Below are 16,731 nucleotides of genomic sequence, written 5' to 3'. Positions count from 1 at the left end.
CGGCCGGGCCCTTCCCACCCCTTCCCCATCAGGAGCACTCGATGGACACCCTCACGACCCCGCACGGCGGCGGTCAGCCGCTGCTGCACCAGAAGGGCGCCGAGACCCAGGCGTTCGGCACGCTCAAGCAGCTGCCGATCGGCCTCGGCCACGACACCCGCATGTACGCCTGCCAGCGGCTGAACCGCGTCCTCGCCGACACGCAGATCCTCCACTCCCTCTACAAGAAGCACCACTGGCTCATGCGCGGGGCGACCTTCTACTCGCTCCACCTCATGCTGGACAAGCACGCCGAGGCCCAGCTGGCCATCGTCGACGCGCTGGCCGAGCGGGTCCAGAGCCTCGGCGGCGTCGCCGTCGGAGACCCGCGCCACGTCGCGGAGCTGACCGCGATCCCCCGGCCGCCGGACGGCGTCGAGCCGGTTCCCGTCATGCTGTCGCGGCTCCTCGACGCGCACGAGCGGATCCTGATCGACGCGCGGGACGCCGCCGCCCGGATCTCGGCGGAGGGCGACGAGGGCAGCACCGACCTGCTCGTCTCCGAGGTCATCCGCACCGGCGAGGCACAGGTGTGGTTCCTGGCCGAGCACCTCGTGGACACCCCGCTGGTGCGCGGCTGATGGACGCGTACGACGTCGTCGTGGTCGGCGGCGGACCGGGCGGCGAGGTCGTCGCCGACCGGCTCGTGCGGTCCGGTCTGACCGTCGTCGTCGTCGAGGCGGAGGCCGTCGGCGGCGAGTGCTCCTACCGTGCCTGCGTGCCGAGCAGGGCCCTGCTGCGACCCGGCGCCGCCCTGGCGGAGGCCCGATCGGTCGACGGGGCCGGGCAGGCGGTCACGGCGGCACTCGACCCGGCGCACGTCCTGGCCCGCCGCGACCGCTTAACCGGGCGCGGCGACGACACCGGCCAGGCCGACTGGCTCGACGGCGCGGGCATCGCGCTCGTACGGGGGCACGGGCGGCTCGCCGGTGAGCGCCGGGTGGAGGTGACGGGGGCCGACGGCACGGTCCGCACCCTGCGGGCCCGGCGCGCGGTCGTGGTCTGCACCGGCACGGAGCCCGCCCTTCCGCCGGTCGAGGGGCTCGACCGGATCGGTGTGTGGACCAACCGGCAGGCCACCACGGCCGATGCGGTGCCCGAGCGGCTCGTCGTCATCGGCGGGGGAGTGGTGGCCTGCGAGATGGCCACCACGTGGCGCTCGCTCGGCTCCTCTGTCACCCTGCTGGTCCGCGATCAGGCCCTGCTGACCGGCTGGGAGCCGTGTGCCGGCGAAGAAGTCACCCGGGGTCTGGGCGACCTGGGCGTCACCATCCGCTTCGGGGTGTCGGCCGTCCGGGTCGCCCGTGACGACGACACCCGCACGGTGACCGTGGACACCGACGACGGCACCGCCCTCGTCTGCGACGAGGTCCTCGCCGCCGTCGGACGACGCCCGCGGACCGCGGACCTCGGCCTGGACTCCGTGGGACTGCCGGCCGGCGACTGGCTCCCGGTCGACGACACCTGCCGGGTCACCGCGGTCGAGGGCGACTGGCTCTACGCCGTCGGCGACGTCAACCGCCGTGCGCCGCTGACCCACATGGCCAAGTACCAGGCCCGTGCCTGCGCGGCGGCGATCGCCGAGCGCGCCGCCGGGCGCCCGGCCGTCACCGGCGGCCTGCAGCCGTGGAGCGCGGAAGCCGACCGTTTCGCCGTCCCGCAGGCCGTCTTCACCCGTCCCGAGGTCGCGAGCGTCGGCCTCACGGAACGCGCGGCACGCGAAGCCGGTCTCGCGGTACGCACGGTGGAGTACCGCATCGACGACGTCGCCGGTGCCGCGCTCCACGCGGACGACTACCGCGGCCTCGCCAAGCTCGTCGTCGACGGGACCCGAGGGGTCGTCGTCGGCTGCACGCTCACCGGCCCGATGGCCACCGAGCTCATCCACACGGCCACCGTGGCCGTCGTGGGCGAGGTCCCCCTGGAGCGCCTGTGGCACGCCGTGCCCGCCTTCCCGACGGTGAGCGAGGTCTGGCTCCGGCTCCTGGAGGCGTACGGCCTCTGAGGCGAGACCCCGCCGACCGCCGCACCCGCTCGGCCCGACCGGCGCGCACTCCCGCACGCCCTCCCGCCCGACCGAGCACACCCGAAGTCTCACCACCCGACAAGGAATCACCCACCCATGCATCCCACGAGGCGCACCCTCACCCTGGGCCTCGCCCTGCCCGCGACGCTGGCCGCCCTGGTCGGCGCCGGACCCGCGAGCCGCCCGGCCGCCGCCGGCGCCGACCGGCACGACCCCAAGCCCACGATCGTCCTGGTCCACGGAGCGTTCGCGGACGCCTCCAGCTGGAGCGGCACGATCCGGCGGCTGCAGCACGCCGGCTACCCCGTCCTGGCCCCCGCCAACCCGCTGCGCGGGCTCGCCGAGGACACCGCCTACCTGCGCAGCGTGCTGGCCGTCGTCGACGGACCCGTCGTCCTGGTCGGCCACTCCTACGGCGGCGCCGTCATCAGCGGCGCCGCGGTGGGCGACAGCCGTGTGCGGGCACTCGTCTACATCGCCGCGTTCACCCCGGACAAGGGCGAGAGCGCGGCCGAGCTCGCCGCCAGGTTCCCCGGCTCCACCCTCGGCGACACCGTGAACCCGCAGTCGTACCCGCTGCCCGGCGGTGGCACCGGCACCGAACTCGTCATCGAACGGACCAAGTTCCACCGGCAGTTCGCCGCCGACGTCCCCACCGCCGACGCGGCCGTCATGGCCGCGACCCAGCGCCCGGTCGCCACCGCCGCGCTGGAGGAAGGGGCCGGCGAGGCGGCCTGGAAGACGATCCCGTCCTGGGCGCTGATCGCCACCTCCGACAAGAACATCCCTCCGGCTGCCCAACGGTGGATGGCCCGGCGCGCCGGCTCGCACGTCACCGAGGTGGACGCGTCGCACGCCGTGGCCGTCTCCCGCCCGGCCGTGGTCACCCACGTGATCCTCGCCGCCGCGCGGGCGACCCGCTGAACCCCGACCCGCCCCTCCCGCACATCCCGAAGGAGAGCCCCTCATGAACGACCGTCCGGTCCTCGAACCCGCCGCCCGGGCCTTCGCCGACGCCACCGCCCGGCCGCCGTACCTCTACCAGATCCCCGTCGCCGACGGCCGCAAGGCCGTGGACGACGTCCAGAGCGGCGAGGGCGTTCCCCTGCCCGAGGTCGACGAGGAGTGGATCACCGTCCACGGCGGCCCGACCGGCGACGTCCGCGCCCGGATCGTCCGCCCCCGCGGCGCCACCGGCACGCTCCCCGTCATCCTGTACATCCACGGCGCCGGCTGGGTCTTCGGCAACGCCCACACCCACGACCGGCTCGTCCGCGAACTCGCCGTCGGCACCGGGGCGGCCGTGGTCTTCCCCGAGTACGACCTCTCGCCCGAGGCCCGCTACCCCGTCGCCATCGAGCAGAACTACGGCGTCGCCCAGTGGATCGCCCGCGAGGGGCACCACAAGGACCTCGACGGCACCCGGATCGCCGTCGCGGGCGACTCCGTCGGCGGCAACATGACCGCCGCCCTCACCCTGATGGCCAAGCAGCGCGGCGACGTCACGCTCGTCCAGCAGGTCCTCTTCTACCCGGTCACCGACGCGAGCTTCGACACCGACTCGTACCACGCCTTCGGCGAGGGCTACTTCCTGCGCCGCGACGCCATGAAGTGGTTCTGGGACCAGTACACGACCGACGAGGCCGAGCGCGCCCAGATCACGGCCTCCCCGCTGCGCGCCTCCACCGAGCAGCTCACCGGCCTGCCGCCGGCCCTGGTCGTCACGGCAGAGGCGGACGTCCTGCGCGACGAGGGCGAGGCGTACGCGGCGAAGCTCCGCGCCGCCGGGGTCCCCGTCACCGCCCTGCGCGTCCAGGGCGTCATCCACGACTTCGTCATGCTGAACGCGCTGCGCGAGACGCGGGGCGCGGAACTCGCCATCGGTCTCGCCACCGACGTCCTCCGGAAGGCCCTCGCATGACCACGACCGGGCCGTCGACCAGCATGCCGGTGGCGGGCCTCGTCCCCGCCCCGCGCAGGGAGCACGAGCACGCCGACCTCCTCGTCCGCAACGCCAAGGTGTTCACGGGCGACCCCGCCCGTCCCGAGGCCCGCGCCGTCGCGATCCGCGACGGCCGGGTCGCGGCCCTCGGCGACGACCACGACCTCGCCCACCTCGTCGGGCCTGGCACCAAGGTCGTCGACGCGCTGGGCCGCCGGGTGATCCCCGGCCTGAACGACTCGCACCTGCACGTCATCCGGGGCGGCCTGAACTACGTCCTGGAGCTGCGCTGGGACGGCGTGCGCAGCCTCCGCCAGGCCCTGGCGATGCTGCGCGAGCAGGCCGGCCGCACCCCGAAGGGGCAGTGGATCCGGGTCGTCGGCGGCTGGACCGCCGAGCAGTTCGCCGAGCGCCGGATGCCGACCGTCGCCGAGCTGAACGCCGCCGCCCCCGACACCCCGGTGTTCGTCCTTCACCTGTACCAGTCGGCGCTGATGAACCGGGCCGCCGTACAGGCCGCCGGATTCACCCGGGAGACCCCCGATCCGCGCGGCGGACAGATCGTACGGGGCAGGGACGGCGAACCCAACGGGGTGCTCCTCGCCGCCCCGAGCGCTCTGATCCTGTACTCGACCCTGGCCAAGGCGCCGGCTCTCGACGAGGCCGACAAGCGGACGTCGACGCGGCACTTCCTGCGCGAGCTGAACCGCTTCGGGCTGACCTCGGCGGTCGACGCCGCCGGCGGGTTCCAGAACTTCCCCGACAACTACGCCACGGTCGCCGACCTCGCCCGGTCGGGAGAGCTGTCCCTGCGGATCGCCTACCACCTCTTCCCGCAGACGGCCGGTCAGGAGCTCGCCGACCTCAAGCGCTGGACAGAGATGGTCAAGCCCGGGGACGGGGACGAGTGGCTCCGGCTGAACGGCGCGGGCGAGAACCTGACGTGGGCCGCCGCCGACTTCGAGAACTTCTCCGAACCCCGGCCCGAGCTCGCCGCGGGCTACGAGACCGAGTTCGAGAGCGCCGTACGGCTCCTGCTGGAGAACGGCTGGGGATTCAGGCTCCACGCGACCTACGACGAGACGATCCGCCGCGACCTGGCCGTCTTCGAGAAGCTCGCCGCGGAGGGACTCTTCCCCGGCGGCAACCGCTGGCTCTTCGACCACGCGGAGACCGTCTCGGCCGGCAGCCTGGACCGGATCGCGGCCCTCGGCGGCGCCGTCTCGGTCCAGAACCGGATGTCCTTCCAGGGCGCCGCGTTCCTCGACCGCTACGGCGCCGGGGCCGCCGCCCACACCCCGCCGGTCCGGGCCATGCTCGACCGGGGTCTGACCGTCGCCGCCGGAACCGACGCGACCCGCGTCTCCTCGTACAACCCGTGGGTCGCCCTCCACTGGCTGGTCACCGGGCGCACCGTCGGAGGCACCCCGCTTTACCCGGCGGGGAACCTGATCGACCGGGAGACCGCCCTCGGCCTCTACACCCGGGGCGGGGCGCAGCTCACCGGCGAGCAGGACGTCAAGGGAACCCTGCGGGAGGGCTGCTACGGCGACCTCGCGGTCCTCTCCGACGACTTCCTCACCGTGGCCGAGGACGTCATCCCCGACATCGAGTCCGTGCTCACCGTCGTCGGCGGCCGGATCGTCTACGCGACCGCGGAGTACGAGGGCCTCGACGAGGCCGTCCCGCCGGTGAGCCCGGAATGGAGCCCCGTGGCCCACTTCGGCGGCTACCAGTCGGGCCGTGGGGGCGCCCACCAGGCATCGCTGGTGGCCGAGGCCGTCGCCGAGTCCGAGCAGCACCGCCGGTGGCGCGTCGCGCGCGGCTCCGTCCCCGAGAGGACGCCGTCCTTCGTCGACCCCTGCTTCGAACACTGAAAGAGAGACATCCGATGACTGCCGCCTCCCCGGCCGCCGACGGCGGCGAACAGGACCCGGCCGCGCCCCCGGGACGCCGCTTCGAACCGGACCTCCGGTCGATGACACGGATCACCCTGCGTCCCATCGCCTCACCCATGCCGCTCGGCTTCTTCACGATCGCCATCGCGTCCGTGATGACGGGATGTCTCCAGCTCGGGATCTTCGGGGAGGAGGCCCGTGCCGCCGTCGCGTTCACGGTGCTGCCGGCCTTCGTCCTCCAACTCCTGGTGAGCTTCCTGGCCTTCGGCGCCCGTGACGTGATCGCGGCGACCCTGATGGCGGTGTTCGCCGGCAGCTGGCTGCCCTACTCGCTCATCATGTTCAGCGGCGCGGCCGACGGCCTGAAGGTCCTCGGCGTCTTCAACCTGGCGCTCCTCTGCTTCGGCGCGCTGATGACCGCCGTGACCGGGCCCAAGCGGGCGCTGTGGCTCGTCCTCGCGGTCTCCCTGCCCCGCTGGGCGGCCACCGGCCTCGCGGGCGTCACCGGGGCCGAATGGCTGACGCGCACGTCCGGGGCGCTCGGCCTCGTGGTGGCGCTCGTCGCGATGTACACGGCGTTCGCCCTGATGCTCGAGGACATGCGCAGCGAGCAGGTCCTGCCCATCGGCCGCAGCGGCCCCGCCCACCTCGCCGTGGAAGGCGACCTCGCCGTCCAGCTCCGCAACCTGGAACGCCAGGCGGGCGTGCGCCGCACCCTCTGATCGCAGCCACCGACCCCGTCACACCCCGACCGCACAGGAGCACCCATGGACCCCCGAGTCACCGACCGGCCCGAGAAGTCCCGGTACGAGATCCTCGCCGATGACGATGACGATGACGATGACGATGACGATGACGATGACGATGACGATGACGATGACGATGACGATGACGATGACGATGACGATGACGATGACGATGACGATGACGATGACGACGGCGACGGCGACGGCGCCGAGACGGCGGGCTTCGCCGAGTACCACCTCTCGGAGGGCGAGATCGCCTTCATCCACACCGAGATCGATCCCCGCTTCGGCGGCCGGGGCCTGGGCGGGCTGCTCGCCCGCGGCGCCCTCGACGACGCCCGGGCCCGTGGGCTGAGCGTCCTGCCGTACTGCCCCTTCATCCGGAGCTGGATCGGCAAGCACCCCGAGTACGCCGACCTGGTGCCCGAGGCGCGCCGCGCCCGCTTCGGCCTGTGAACCGACCCACGACCACCTTCCCAGCCACTCACCGAGGAGTTCCCCCATGCCCCGACACGCCCGCCCCACCGTCGTCCTGGTCCACGGCGCCTTCGCCGACGCCTCCAGCTTCGCCCGCGTCATCCCCGAACTGACCGCCGCCGGCCTGGACGTGGTGGCTCCGGCGGTGCCCAACCGCGGCCTCGTCGACGACGCCGCGTACATCGCCTCCGTGGTCCGTGCCGTCGAAGGCCCCGTGATCCTGGTGGGGCACTCCTACGGCGGCGCCGTCATCACCCTCGCCGGTGCGGAGGACAACGTCCGCGCCCTGGTGTACCTCGCGGGATACGCGCTGGAGGAGGGCGAGAGCCTGGGCGAGCTGCAGGGCCGCTTCCCCGACTCCGGTCTCGCCGACGCGCTCGTCTACACGCCGTTCCCGGTGCCCGGCTCCACCGACACCGGCACCGACGTCTCGGTGGCGGTCGACCGGTTCCCCGCTCTGTTCGCGGCGGACGTCGACCCCGGCCTCGCCGCGGTGCTCGCCGTCTCCCAGCGCCCCCTGGCCGCGCGAGCCTTCTCGGAGGCGGCACCGGTCGCCGCGTGGAGGACCAAGCCCTCGTGGGGCCTGGTGGCCTCCTCCGACCGCACGATCAACCCCGACGTGGAGCGGTACGGGTACGAGCGGGCCGGCATGACCACCGTCGAGGTCGACTCCTCCCACCTGGTCATGCTCGCCCAGCCCAAGGCCGTGGCGGAGCTGATCCTGGAGGCGGCCCGGTCCACGGGGCACTGACCCGGCGCTTGAACTTCGAACGATTGGTCTATGTCGTTCGAACCCGGTAGTTTTCCGAAACGCCCGCCGAGAACATGCGGCGGGCGATCGGAGGAAGCACACCCATGAGGTTCGGCGCGAGGCTCGCGCTCGCCGTCATCACCCTCGCCGCCACCGCCACCGCCTGCGGCACCCCGCAGGACGGCGGTTCGCCGTCGCACACCACCGCGGACTGCGCACCGTACGCCCGCTACGGCAAGCACCCCGGCACCGAGGTCACCGTCTACGCGGAGAACCGGGACCGGGAAGCCGACCTGTTCGAAGAGACGTGGGCCGACTTCGCCGACTGCACGGGAATCGACGTCCGGTACGAGGGCGACGGGGAGTTCGAGGCCCGGATCCAGCTCCGGGTCGACGGCGGGAGCGCCCCCGACGTGGCGTTCTTCCCCCAGCCCGGCCTCCTGGAACGCTTCGCGCGGGCGGGGAAGCTCAAGCCCGTGAGCGCCGGCGTCGCCGCTCTCGCGAAGCAGGGCTGGTCGGCGGACTGGAACAGCTACGCGACCGTGGACGGCACCCTCTACGGCACTCCACTGGTCGCGAACGTGAAGTCGTTCGTCTGGTACTCCCCGAAGTTCTTCCGGGACGAGGGACTGAGCGTTCCCCGCACGTGGACCGAGCTGATGGCCGTCACCGAGAAGGTCGCGGCGTCGGGCGTCAAGCCGTGGTGCGCGGGCGTCGAGTCCGCCGAGGCGACCGGCTGGCCCGTGACGGACTGGATCGAGGACGTCCTCCTGCGCCAGCAGGGCACGGACGTCTACGACCGATGGGTCGCCCACGAGATCCCGTTCGACGACCCGCGTGTGATCAAGGCCATGGACACCGTGGGGTCCGTCCTCAAGAACGACCGGTACGCCAACGGCGGTTTCGGACCGGCCCGGTCGATGGCGTCGATCTCCTTCCAGGAGGCCGGCACACCGATCCTCTCCGGCGACTGTGCGATGCACCGCCAGGCCTCGTTCTACGCCGACATGTGGCCGGAGGGCACCGAGATCGGACCGGACAAGGACGTCCACGTCTTCCTCCTGCCGGGTGCCGACCCGGCGAGCCTCCCCGTCCTGGGCGGTGGAGTGTTCGCCTCGGCGTTCGCCGACCGCCCCGAGGTCCGGGCGTTCCAGGAGTACCTGGCCTCCGCGGACTTCGCCAACGCGCGGATGAAGAAGGGCCCGTTCGTCTCGGCGAACAGGGGCGTGGACCCGGCGAACGCCGCGACCCCGGTCGACAGGCTCTCGATCCGACTGCTCCAGGACCCCAGGACGCAGTTCAGGTTCGACGGTTCGGACCTGATGCCGGCGTCGGTCGGCGCCGGGACGTTCTGGAAGGGAGCCGTCGACTGGATCGGCGGCGCGAGCACCCGGCAGGTCGCCGGCTCCATCGAACGGTCCTGGCCGGGGAAGTGATGTCGTTCGACGTCGTCGCCCAGCAGCCCAAGCTGCTGTACCTGCTCCAGGGCGTCGCCGCCTTCGCGGCGGTGGTCTCCCTGATCCTGCTCGCACTGCACCGGGGACCGGTGCGGAGGAGGGCCGCGGCCCTGATCCTGCTGGCCCCCGCGCTGCTGCTGCTCGCGGTCGGTCTCGTCCTGCCCGGTCTGCGCACCCTGGCGCTGTCGTTCACCGACAGCGGGGGAGACGCGTGGGCCGGCTTCGACAACTACGTGTGGATGTTCACCGACCACCGGTCGCTGGTGGCGCTGCGCAACACCCTTGCGTGGGCGGTGCTCGTGCCGCTCACGTCCACCGCGTTCGGTCTGCTCTACGCGGCAGCCGTCGCACGGTCGCGGTTCGGAACGTTCGCGCTGTCCCTCCTCCTGACGCCGATGACGATCTCGTTCGTCGGCGCCGGTGTCGTCTGGAAGTTCGTCTACGCCTACCGTCCGGCCGGGGCCGGACAGATCGGGCTGCTGAACCGGCTCGTCGTCGCGTTCGACGGCGAGCCGCGGCAATGGCTCGTGGACTCTCCCTGGAACGTCCTGTTCCTCATCGTGGCGATGGTGTGGACCCAGGCGGGCTTCGCGGCCGTCCTGCTGACCGCCGCGATCAGGGCCGTACCCCCGGAGCTGACCGAGGCCGCCCTGCTCGACGGTGCGTCCGCCGGGCAGGTCTTCCGGCGGATCACCCTGCCGTCGATCAGGCCCACACTGCTCGTCGTCCTCCTCGCCCTGGCGATCGGCACCTTCAAGGCCTTCGACATCGTCAGGACCATGACCGGCGGACAGTTCGACACGGGCGTCCTCGCCCACGAGATGTACGACCAGGCCTTCCGCTACGGCGAGACGGGCCGCGGCGCGGCGCTGGCCGTGCTCCTCTTCCTCCTCGTCACCCCCTTCGTCGCCCACCAGCTCCGGGCACGGCGGAGGACGGGGTGAACGGCGTCCGGGAGCGTCTGACCTCCCGTGCCTTCACGTCGATGGCCGTGGTGATCGCGGTCCTCTGGACGACACCGACCCTCGGTCTCCTGCTCTCCTCGTTCCGCCCCGAGCAGGAGATCAAGACGACGGGCTGGTGGACCGTGTTCGGTACGCCGCACCTCACCCTCGACAACTACGGCGAGGTGCTCTCCGGCGGCGGGAACGGGGCGGGGCGGCTCGCGGAGCACTTCGTCAACTCCGTCGTCATCACCGTTCCCTCGGTGCTGTTCCCGCTCGTCCTGGCCTTCTTCGCGGCGTACGCGCTGGCCTGGATCGACTTCAGGGGGCGCGACGCGCTCGTCGTCGGCATCTTCGCGCTCCAGGTCGTGCCGCTCCAGACGGCGCTCGTCCCGCTCCTGAAGCTCTTCTCCCAGGGCTGGCTGTTCCTGCCCGCGTGGCACCTCACCGGTCCCGCGCGGTTCGGCCAGGTCTGGTTCGCCCACACGGTCTTCGCGCTGCCGTTCGCGGTGTTCCTCCTGCACAACTTCCTGGCCGGGCTGCCCCGGGAGCTGATCGAGGCCGCCCGCGTCGACGGCGCGTCGCACGGGACTCTGCTGCTCCGGATCGTGCTCCCGCTGGCCCGCCCGGCCCTGGTCGGCTTCGCCGTCCTTCAGTTCGTCTGGGTGTGGAACGACCTCCTCGTGGCACTGACCCTGTCGGGCGGAACGGCCGAGACCGCGCCGATGACGGTCAGACTGGCGAGCCTGGCCGGAACCTACGGCGACGACTGGCAGCGGCTCACCGCGGGAGCCTTCGTGGCCGCGCTCGTCCCGCTGCTCGTCTTCTTCTCCCTCCGGCGGCACTTCGCCCGGGGACTGCTCGCCGGATCGGTCAAGGGATGAGCCCCGACAGGCCCGACGGGCAGGGCGCGGCGACGGGGCTGAGCCGGCCCGGGCTGCGGGGCCGCGAAGCCGAGCTGGAGCAGCTGCACGCCCTGGTCGAAGCGGTGCGGGACGGCGAGGGAGGCGCGGTCGCGCTGCTCCTCGGCGAGCCAGGGATCGGCAAGACCGCGCTGCTGCGGGAGACCGTCCCGCTCGCACGGGCCCAGGGATTCCTCGTCAGCCAGGGACGCGCCGAGGAACTGCACGAACTGGCGCCGCTCGCCTCCCTGGCCTCGGGCCTCCTGCACGGTGACCCGCCGCTGCTCTCCGGCACGGACTTCGCGGACCTCGCCGGCCACCACGACCAGCGCATCTGGCTCGTCGAACGGCTCGCCCAGCTGATCGAGGAACGCTCGGCGGGCAGGCCCGTACTGATCGCGGTCGACGACGTCCAATGGGCCGACCCGCTGAGCCGTTTCGCCCTGAGCGTCCTGCCGGCACGGCTGCTCAGCTCCCCGGTCCTCTGGCTGCTCACCAGCAGGGAGGACCCGGAGCTGTACGGGCAGGGGCCGCTGACGACGACCCTCCCCCTGCGGCCGCTGTCCGAGACGGCCGTGGCCGAACTGGCACGCGACGTCCTCGGCGGGGACGTGCCGGCGCGGGTGGGGGAGCTCCTCGACGGGGCGGGCGGCAACCCCTTCCTCGCGGCCGAGATGCTCTCGGGCATCGCGGCGACGGGCGCGGACGGGCCGGAGCCGCCCGAGCGGCTGGTCCTCGGCGTACGCGGCCGCCTGGCCGACCTCCGGCCGGACACCCTGCACTTCCTGCGGATCGGCTCGGTCCTCGGCCGCGCGTTCTCGCTCACCGACGCCGCGGCCCTGTGCGGCCGGCCCGCCTCCGGACTCAGCGCCGAAGTGGACGAGGCGATCGCGGCCGCCCTCCTCCACGACGACGGCGAACGCCTCCTGTTCCGCCACGACCTGCTCCGCCAGGCGGTGTACGCCGACCTCGCCCCCTCCGTACGCCGGGCACTGCACCGGGAGGCCGCGAGCCGGCTCGTCGCGGCGGGCCGGAGCTCCGGCGACGCGGTCCCGCACCTGCTGAAGAGCGCCGAGCCCGGCGACATGGAGGCGATCGGGCTCCTCGGCACGGCCGCCGAGGACGTGATCGCCGTGATGCCCGACCTCGCCGCCGACCTGGCCGTACGGGCCCTGGAACTCGTACCGACCCGTGCGCCCATGGCGTACGACGTGGGGGAGCGGGCCATCGTCGCGCTGACCCGCGCGGGCCGGTACACGCAGGCACGGGACATAGGCGACGTGCTGCTCGCCCGGCAGCCGCCCCTGGACGTCTTCGCCCGTCTGCAGTCCGTACTCGGCGATACGCTCTGGCACCTCGACGACGTCCACGAGCTGACCCGCCGCACGACGACGGCGCTGGCAGCCGTCACCGACCCGGCGGTCCGTGCCCGGCTGATCGCCCGGCATGCCCTGGCCCGGTCCCGCGGGAGCGACCTCGCGGCCGCTCGGGAGACCGGCGAACGGGCGCTCGCCGAGGCGGAGCGAGCGGGAGACCGGGAGGCCCGCGTCCTCGCACTGTGGGGTCTCGGCGAGATCGCCCTCAACGCGGGCGACTGCGCCGCAGCCGTCGAACACCACACCGCGCTGAGCGTGTTCGACTCGGCCTTCCTGCCCGAGGAGGCCGTCGCCCTGATCCACATGGACGACTTCGACGCCGTACGGCGACTGCTCCGGACGGCGGGCGACCTTCCCCTGCGCCCCGCCATGCTCCTCTGGGCCCAGGGAACCCTGAACATGGGGCTCGGGCGGCTCGACGACGCGGACGCCGACTTCGTCACGGCCGAGCGTCTCGAAGCGGACCTCCAGGTACCCAACAACCTGGTCAACATCCGCGTCAACCGCGGTCTCCTCGCGGTGCTGCGCGGCGACCGCGAAGCCGCGAGTGAACACCTGGACGTCGTGCGGGCGACCCTGGCCGACCGGCCGAACAAGGGAAACCACGCCGCGCACCAGTACTTCGAGGCCGTGGTCGCCGACGCCGACGGCGACCACACGGCAGCGGCCGAGTTCCTCCGGTCGGTGCAGCGCGACCACCCATTCCTCCGCTGGCGGCTCCTGCGCCCCCATGTCGTCCAGGCCGTGCGGATCGCCCTGCGCGGCGGGGACCGGAAGCTCGCCGAGGACCTCGCGGCACAGGCCGCCGCACACGCCACCCGCAACCCCACCGTGCCGACCGCGCAGGGGACGGCCGCCCACGCGTCCGCCCTGGTGGGCGCCGACCACGGCCTCCTGGAGCGGGCGGTGGACATCCTCCTGCGCGGCCCCCGGCCCCTGCCCCTGGCAGCCGCGTCCGCCGACCTCGGGCGGGCGCTCCTGGCCTCGGGCGACCCCGCCGCGACACCCGCCCTGACCAGGGCGCACGACATATACGCCCGGGCGGGAGCCGACGCGGAGGCCGACCGGGTCCGGGCCGAACCGGAACGGGCCGCACGCCGCCCCGGCCGGCGCACCGGACGTCTCCGGCCGCGCACCGACCAGGGCTGGGACGCGCTCACGGCCTCGGAACGCAAGGTGGCCCGGCTGATCGCCGCGGGTCACACCAACCGGTCGGCCGCGGAGGCCCTCGTCGTCTCGCCGCACACGGTCAACACCCATCTGGCGTCGATCTTCCGCAAGCTCGCGGTGCGTTCCAGGGTCCACCTGGCCCGGATCGTCCTCGCGGAGGACGACGAGGGAACGGCCGGCGACGACTGAGCACGAGCTCTGCGCCCCCGTGCAAGGTGTGGTGCGCGGTGCGGCAACAGGAGGCGCGGGGCCGGTCCTAGCGTGACGGGCACACCGCGCCGCTTCGACGCGCGGACCAGCCACCCCGAATCGAGGACACATCCCCATGCCGTACATCACCGTGGGCCAGGAGAACACCAACCCCGTCGAGCTGTACTTCGAGGACCAGGGGGCCGGGCAGCCGGTCGTCCTCATCCACGGCTTCCCGCTCGACGGCCACTCCTGGGAGCGGCAGACCGCCGCGCTGCTCGACGCCGGGCACCGTGTGATCACGTACGACCGCCGCGGGTTCGGGCGCTCCTCGCAGCCGACCACCGGCTACGACTACGACACCTTCGCGGCCGACCTCAACACCGTGATGGAGACCCTCGACCTGAACGACGCCGTCCTCGTCGGCTTCTCCATGGGCACCGGCGAGGTCGCCCGCTACGTGTCCACGTACGGCTCCGCCCGCGTCGCCAAGGTCGCCTTCCTGGCCTCGCTGGAGCCCTGCCTGCTCAAGACCGACGACAACCCGGACGGTGTGGCCCCCAAGGAGTTCTTCGACGGAGTCGTCGCCGCCGTCAAGGCCGACCGCTACGCCTACTACACCGCCTTCTTCAACGACTTCTACAACCTCGACGAGAACCTGGGCACCCGGATCAGCGAGGAAGCCGTCCGCAACAGCTGGAACACCGCGGCCGGCGGCGGCTCCTTCGCCGCCTCCGCGGCCCCGTCGACCTGGTACACCGACTTCCGCGCCGACATCCCGTCCGTCGACGTGCCCGCCCTGATCCTGCACGGCACCGCCGACCGCATCCTGCCCGCCGAGAACACCGCGCGCCCCTTCCACAAGGCGCTGCCGTCGGCCGACTACGTCGAGATCGAGGGCGCCCCGCACGGCCTGCTGTGGACCCACGCGGAGGAGGTCAACACCGCCCTCCTCGCCTTCCTGGCGAAGTGACCCCCCACCGCTGACCCGCCGGGGTGACGCCCGGGCCCCCGGCGTCACCCCGGCCCCACGGTTCCCCGGCGCGGGAACCGGACGAGCTCAGGAGAGCAGACACCCCATGCAGTTCGGCATCTTCACCGTCGGGGACGTGACCCCCGACCCCACCACCGGTCGCACCCCGACCGAACGCGAGCGCATCAAGGCGATGGTCGCGATCGCGCTCAAGGCGGAGGAGGTCGGCCTGGACGTCTTCGCGACCGGCGAGCACCACAACCCGCCGTTCGTGCCGTCGTCACCGACCACCATACTCGGTTACATCGCCGCCCGCACCGAGAGGCTGATCCTCTCCACCTCCACGACGCTGATCACCACCAACGACCCGGTGAAGATCGCCGAGGACTACGCGATGCTCCAGCACCTGGCCGACGGTCGGGTCGACCTCATGCTGGGCCGCGGCAACACCGGTCCCGTCTACCCGTGGTTCGGGCAGGACATCCGCCAGGGCATCAACCTCGCCAAGGAGAACTACGCGCTGCTGCGCCGGCTGTGGCGCGAGGACGTCGTGGACTGGGAGGGCACGTTCCGCACCCCGCTCCAGGCCTTCACCTCGACACCGCGGCCCCTGGACGGCGTCCCGCCCTTCGTCTGGCACGGATCCATCAGGTCCCCCGAGATCGCGGAGCAGGCCGCCTTCTACGGCGACGGCTTCTTCCACAACAACATCTTCTGGCCGGCCGACCACACCCGGCGCATGGTGCGGCTCTACCGGCGCCGGTTCGCGCACCACGGCCACGGCCGGCCGGAGGACGCGATCGTCGGCCTGGGCGGACAGGTCTTCATGCGGAAGAACTCGCAGGACGCCGTACGGGAGTTCCGGCCCTACTTCGACAACGCGCCGGTGTACGGCCACGGCCCGTCCCTCGAGGACTTCACCGAGCAGACCCCGCTGACCGTGGGCTCTCCCCAGCAGGTCATCGAGCGGACCCTGTCGTTCCGCGAGACCGTCGGCGACTACCAGCGCCAGCTGTTCCTGATGGACCACGCGGGCCTGCCCCTGAAGACCGTCCTCGAACAGCTCGACATCCTCGGCGAGGAGGTCGTGCCCGTGCTGCGGAGGGAGTTCGCGAAGGGACGACCGGCCGACGTGCCGGAGGCCCCCGCGCACGCGTCGCTCCGAGCCGCCGGGGAGGTGTCCGCCGCATGAGGCTGACCGTCGTCTCCGCGGGGCTGAGCACCCCCTCCTCCACCCGCCTGCTCGCGGACCGGCTGGCCGAATCGGCCCGCGACGAACTCGCCGCCCGGGAGCACGAGGCGTCGACGGAGGTCGTGGAGCTGCGCGAACTGGCCGGCGACATCGCCAACCACCTCGTGACCGGGTTCCCACCGCCGCGGCTGAGCTCCGCGATCGACGCGGTGACGGCCGCCGACGGCCTGATCGTCGTGACGCCCGTGTTCGCCGCCTCCTACAGCGGACTCTTCAAGTCCTTCTTCGACGTGATCGACCCGGACGCCCTCACCGGGAAGCCGGTGCTGACCGCGGCGACGGGCGGAACCGCCCGCCACTCCCTGGTCCTGGAGCACGCCGTCCGCCCCCTCTTCGCCTACCTCCGCGCCGTCGTCGTCCCCACCGCCGTGTTCGCGGCCTCCGAGGACTGGGGCTCGGGCGGAGACGACTACACCGACGGCCTGCCCGGCCGGGTCCGCCGCGCGGGCGTCGAGCTCGCCGCGCTCATGGCGGCGCGCCCGGTCGGCGAAGAGCCCGAGGACGACGTCACCGTCCTCGAGCGGCAACTCGCCGACCTGCGCTTCGACTGAGGCGGGCCACCGGGCCGGCCGAGGGCGGGGTGGTTCAC

General features: G+C 72.7%; 14 protein-coding genes and 1 pseudogene. All 15 read left to right on the top strand.

Going from position 1 to position 16,731, the window contains the following annotated elements; all coding sequences use genetic code 11:
• Nucleotides 1–41 precede the first annotated feature (41 nt).
• The 15 genes and pseudogenes from K7G60_RS21430 to K7G60_RS21360 all read left to right on the top strand — a co-directional run bounded on the left by K7G60_RS21430 (nucleotide 42) and on the right by K7G60_RS21360 (nucleotide 16,693).
• The gene (locus K7G60_RS21430) at nucleotides 42–620 is read left to right on the top strand and encodes a Dps family protein (RefSeq protein ID WP_225802549.1); all 579 of its coding nucleotides are present in this window, start codon (nucleotides 42–44) and stop codon (nucleotides 618–620) included.
• Nucleotides 620–2,044 carry an NAD(P)/FAD-dependent oxidoreductase gene (locus K7G60_RS21425; RefSeq protein ID WP_225802548.1) on the top strand — a complete coding sequence of 475 codons (1,425 nt, stop codon included), beginning with the start codon at nucleotides 620–622 and terminating at the stop codon, nucleotides 2,042–2,044. Before K7G60_RS21430 ends, K7G60_RS21425 begins: the two co-directional genes overlap by 1 nt.
• A 117-nt stretch (nucleotides 2,045–2,161) precedes the next feature.
• The gene (locus K7G60_RS21420; RefSeq protein WP_225802547.1) at nucleotides 2,162–2,989 is read left to right on the top strand and encodes an alpha/beta fold hydrolase; all 828 of its coding nucleotides are present in this window, start codon (nucleotides 2,162–2,164) and stop codon (nucleotides 2,987–2,989) included.
• Nucleotides 2,990–3,032: 43 nt separating this feature from the next.
• A complete protein-coding gene (locus K7G60_RS21415; RefSeq protein WP_225802546.1) occupies nucleotides 3,033–3,986 on the top strand; it encodes an alpha/beta hydrolase in 954 nt (317 codons plus the stop codon).
• On the top strand, nucleotides 3,983–5,884 hold the full coding sequence (locus K7G60_RS21410; RefSeq protein ID WP_225802545.1) for an amidohydrolase: 1,902 nt from the start codon (nucleotides 3,983–3,985) through the stop codon (nucleotides 5,882–5,884). The genes K7G60_RS21415 and K7G60_RS21410 overlap by 4 nt, the downstream gene beginning before the upstream one ends.
• A gap of 14 nt (nucleotides 5,885–5,898) precedes the next feature.
• The gene (locus tag K7G60_RS21405) at nucleotides 5,899–6,627 is read left to right on the top strand and encodes a GPR1/FUN34/YaaH family transporter (RefSeq protein ID WP_225802544.1); all 729 of its coding nucleotides are present in this window, start codon (nucleotides 5,899–5,901) and stop codon (nucleotides 6,625–6,627) included.
• A gap of 219 nt (nucleotides 6,628–6,846) precedes the next feature.
• Nucleotides 6,847–7,107, top strand: a pseudogene (locus tag K7G60_RS21400) (GNAT family N-acetyltransferase); the annotation flags it as partial.
• A gap of 46 nt (nucleotides 7,108–7,153) precedes the next feature.
• Entirely contained in the window at nucleotides 7,154–7,879 is a 726-nt protein-coding gene (locus K7G60_RS21395; RefSeq protein ID WP_225802543.1) for an alpha/beta fold hydrolase, read from the top strand.
• A 104-nt stretch (nucleotides 7,880–7,983) separates the two neighbouring features.
• Complete coding sequence (locus K7G60_RS21390) at nucleotides 7,984–9,315, top strand: ABC transporter substrate-binding protein (RefSeq protein ID WP_225802542.1); 1,332 nt, start codon at nucleotides 7,984–7,986, stop codon at nucleotides 9,313–9,315.
• Entirely contained in the window at nucleotides 9,315–10,280 is a 966-nt protein-coding gene (locus K7G60_RS21385; RefSeq protein WP_225802541.1) for a carbohydrate ABC transporter permease, read from the top strand. Before K7G60_RS21390 ends, K7G60_RS21385 begins: the two co-directional genes overlap by 1 nt.
• Nucleotides 10,277–11,164, top strand: coding sequence for a carbohydrate ABC transporter permease (locus K7G60_RS21380; RefSeq protein ID WP_225802540.1), 888 nt, complete (start codon nucleotides 10,277–10,279; stop codon nucleotides 11,162–11,164). The genes K7G60_RS21385 and K7G60_RS21380 overlap by 4 nt, the downstream gene beginning before the upstream one ends.
• Nucleotides 11,161–13,917: an AAA family ATPase gene (locus K7G60_RS21375; RefSeq protein WP_225802539.1), complete on the top strand. Its 2,757-nt coding sequence runs from the start codon at nucleotides 11,161–11,163 to the stop codon at nucleotides 13,915–13,917. The genes K7G60_RS21380 and K7G60_RS21375 overlap by 4 nt, the downstream gene beginning before the upstream one ends.
• A gap of 136 nt (nucleotides 13,918–14,053) precedes the next feature.
• Entirely contained in the window at nucleotides 14,054–14,890 is an 837-nt protein-coding gene (locus tag K7G60_RS21370) for an alpha/beta fold hydrolase (RefSeq protein WP_225802538.1), read from the top strand.
• Nucleotides 14,891–14,996: 106 nt separating this feature from the next.
• Nucleotides 14,997–16,082, top strand: a complete 1,086-nt coding sequence (locus K7G60_RS21365; RefSeq protein ID WP_225802537.1) for an LLM class flavin-dependent oxidoreductase — start codon at nucleotides 14,997–14,999, stop codon at nucleotides 16,080–16,082.
• On the top strand, nucleotides 16,079–16,693 hold the full coding sequence (locus tag K7G60_RS21360) for an FMN reductase (RefSeq protein ID WP_225802536.1): 615 nt from the start codon (nucleotides 16,079–16,081) through the stop codon (nucleotides 16,691–16,693). Before K7G60_RS21365 ends, K7G60_RS21360 begins: the two co-directional genes overlap by 4 nt.
• The last annotated feature ends 38 nt before the right edge of the window (nucleotides 16,694–16,731 follow it).

It is taken from the genome of Streptomyces sp. NK15101 (assembly GCF_020400725.1).
GTDB lineage: Bacteria > Actinomycetota > Actinomycetes > Streptomycetales > Streptomycetaceae > Streptomyces.
Note: the sequence above shows the minus strand (reverse complement) of the source record. Positions and strands in the feature narration are given on the sequence as shown.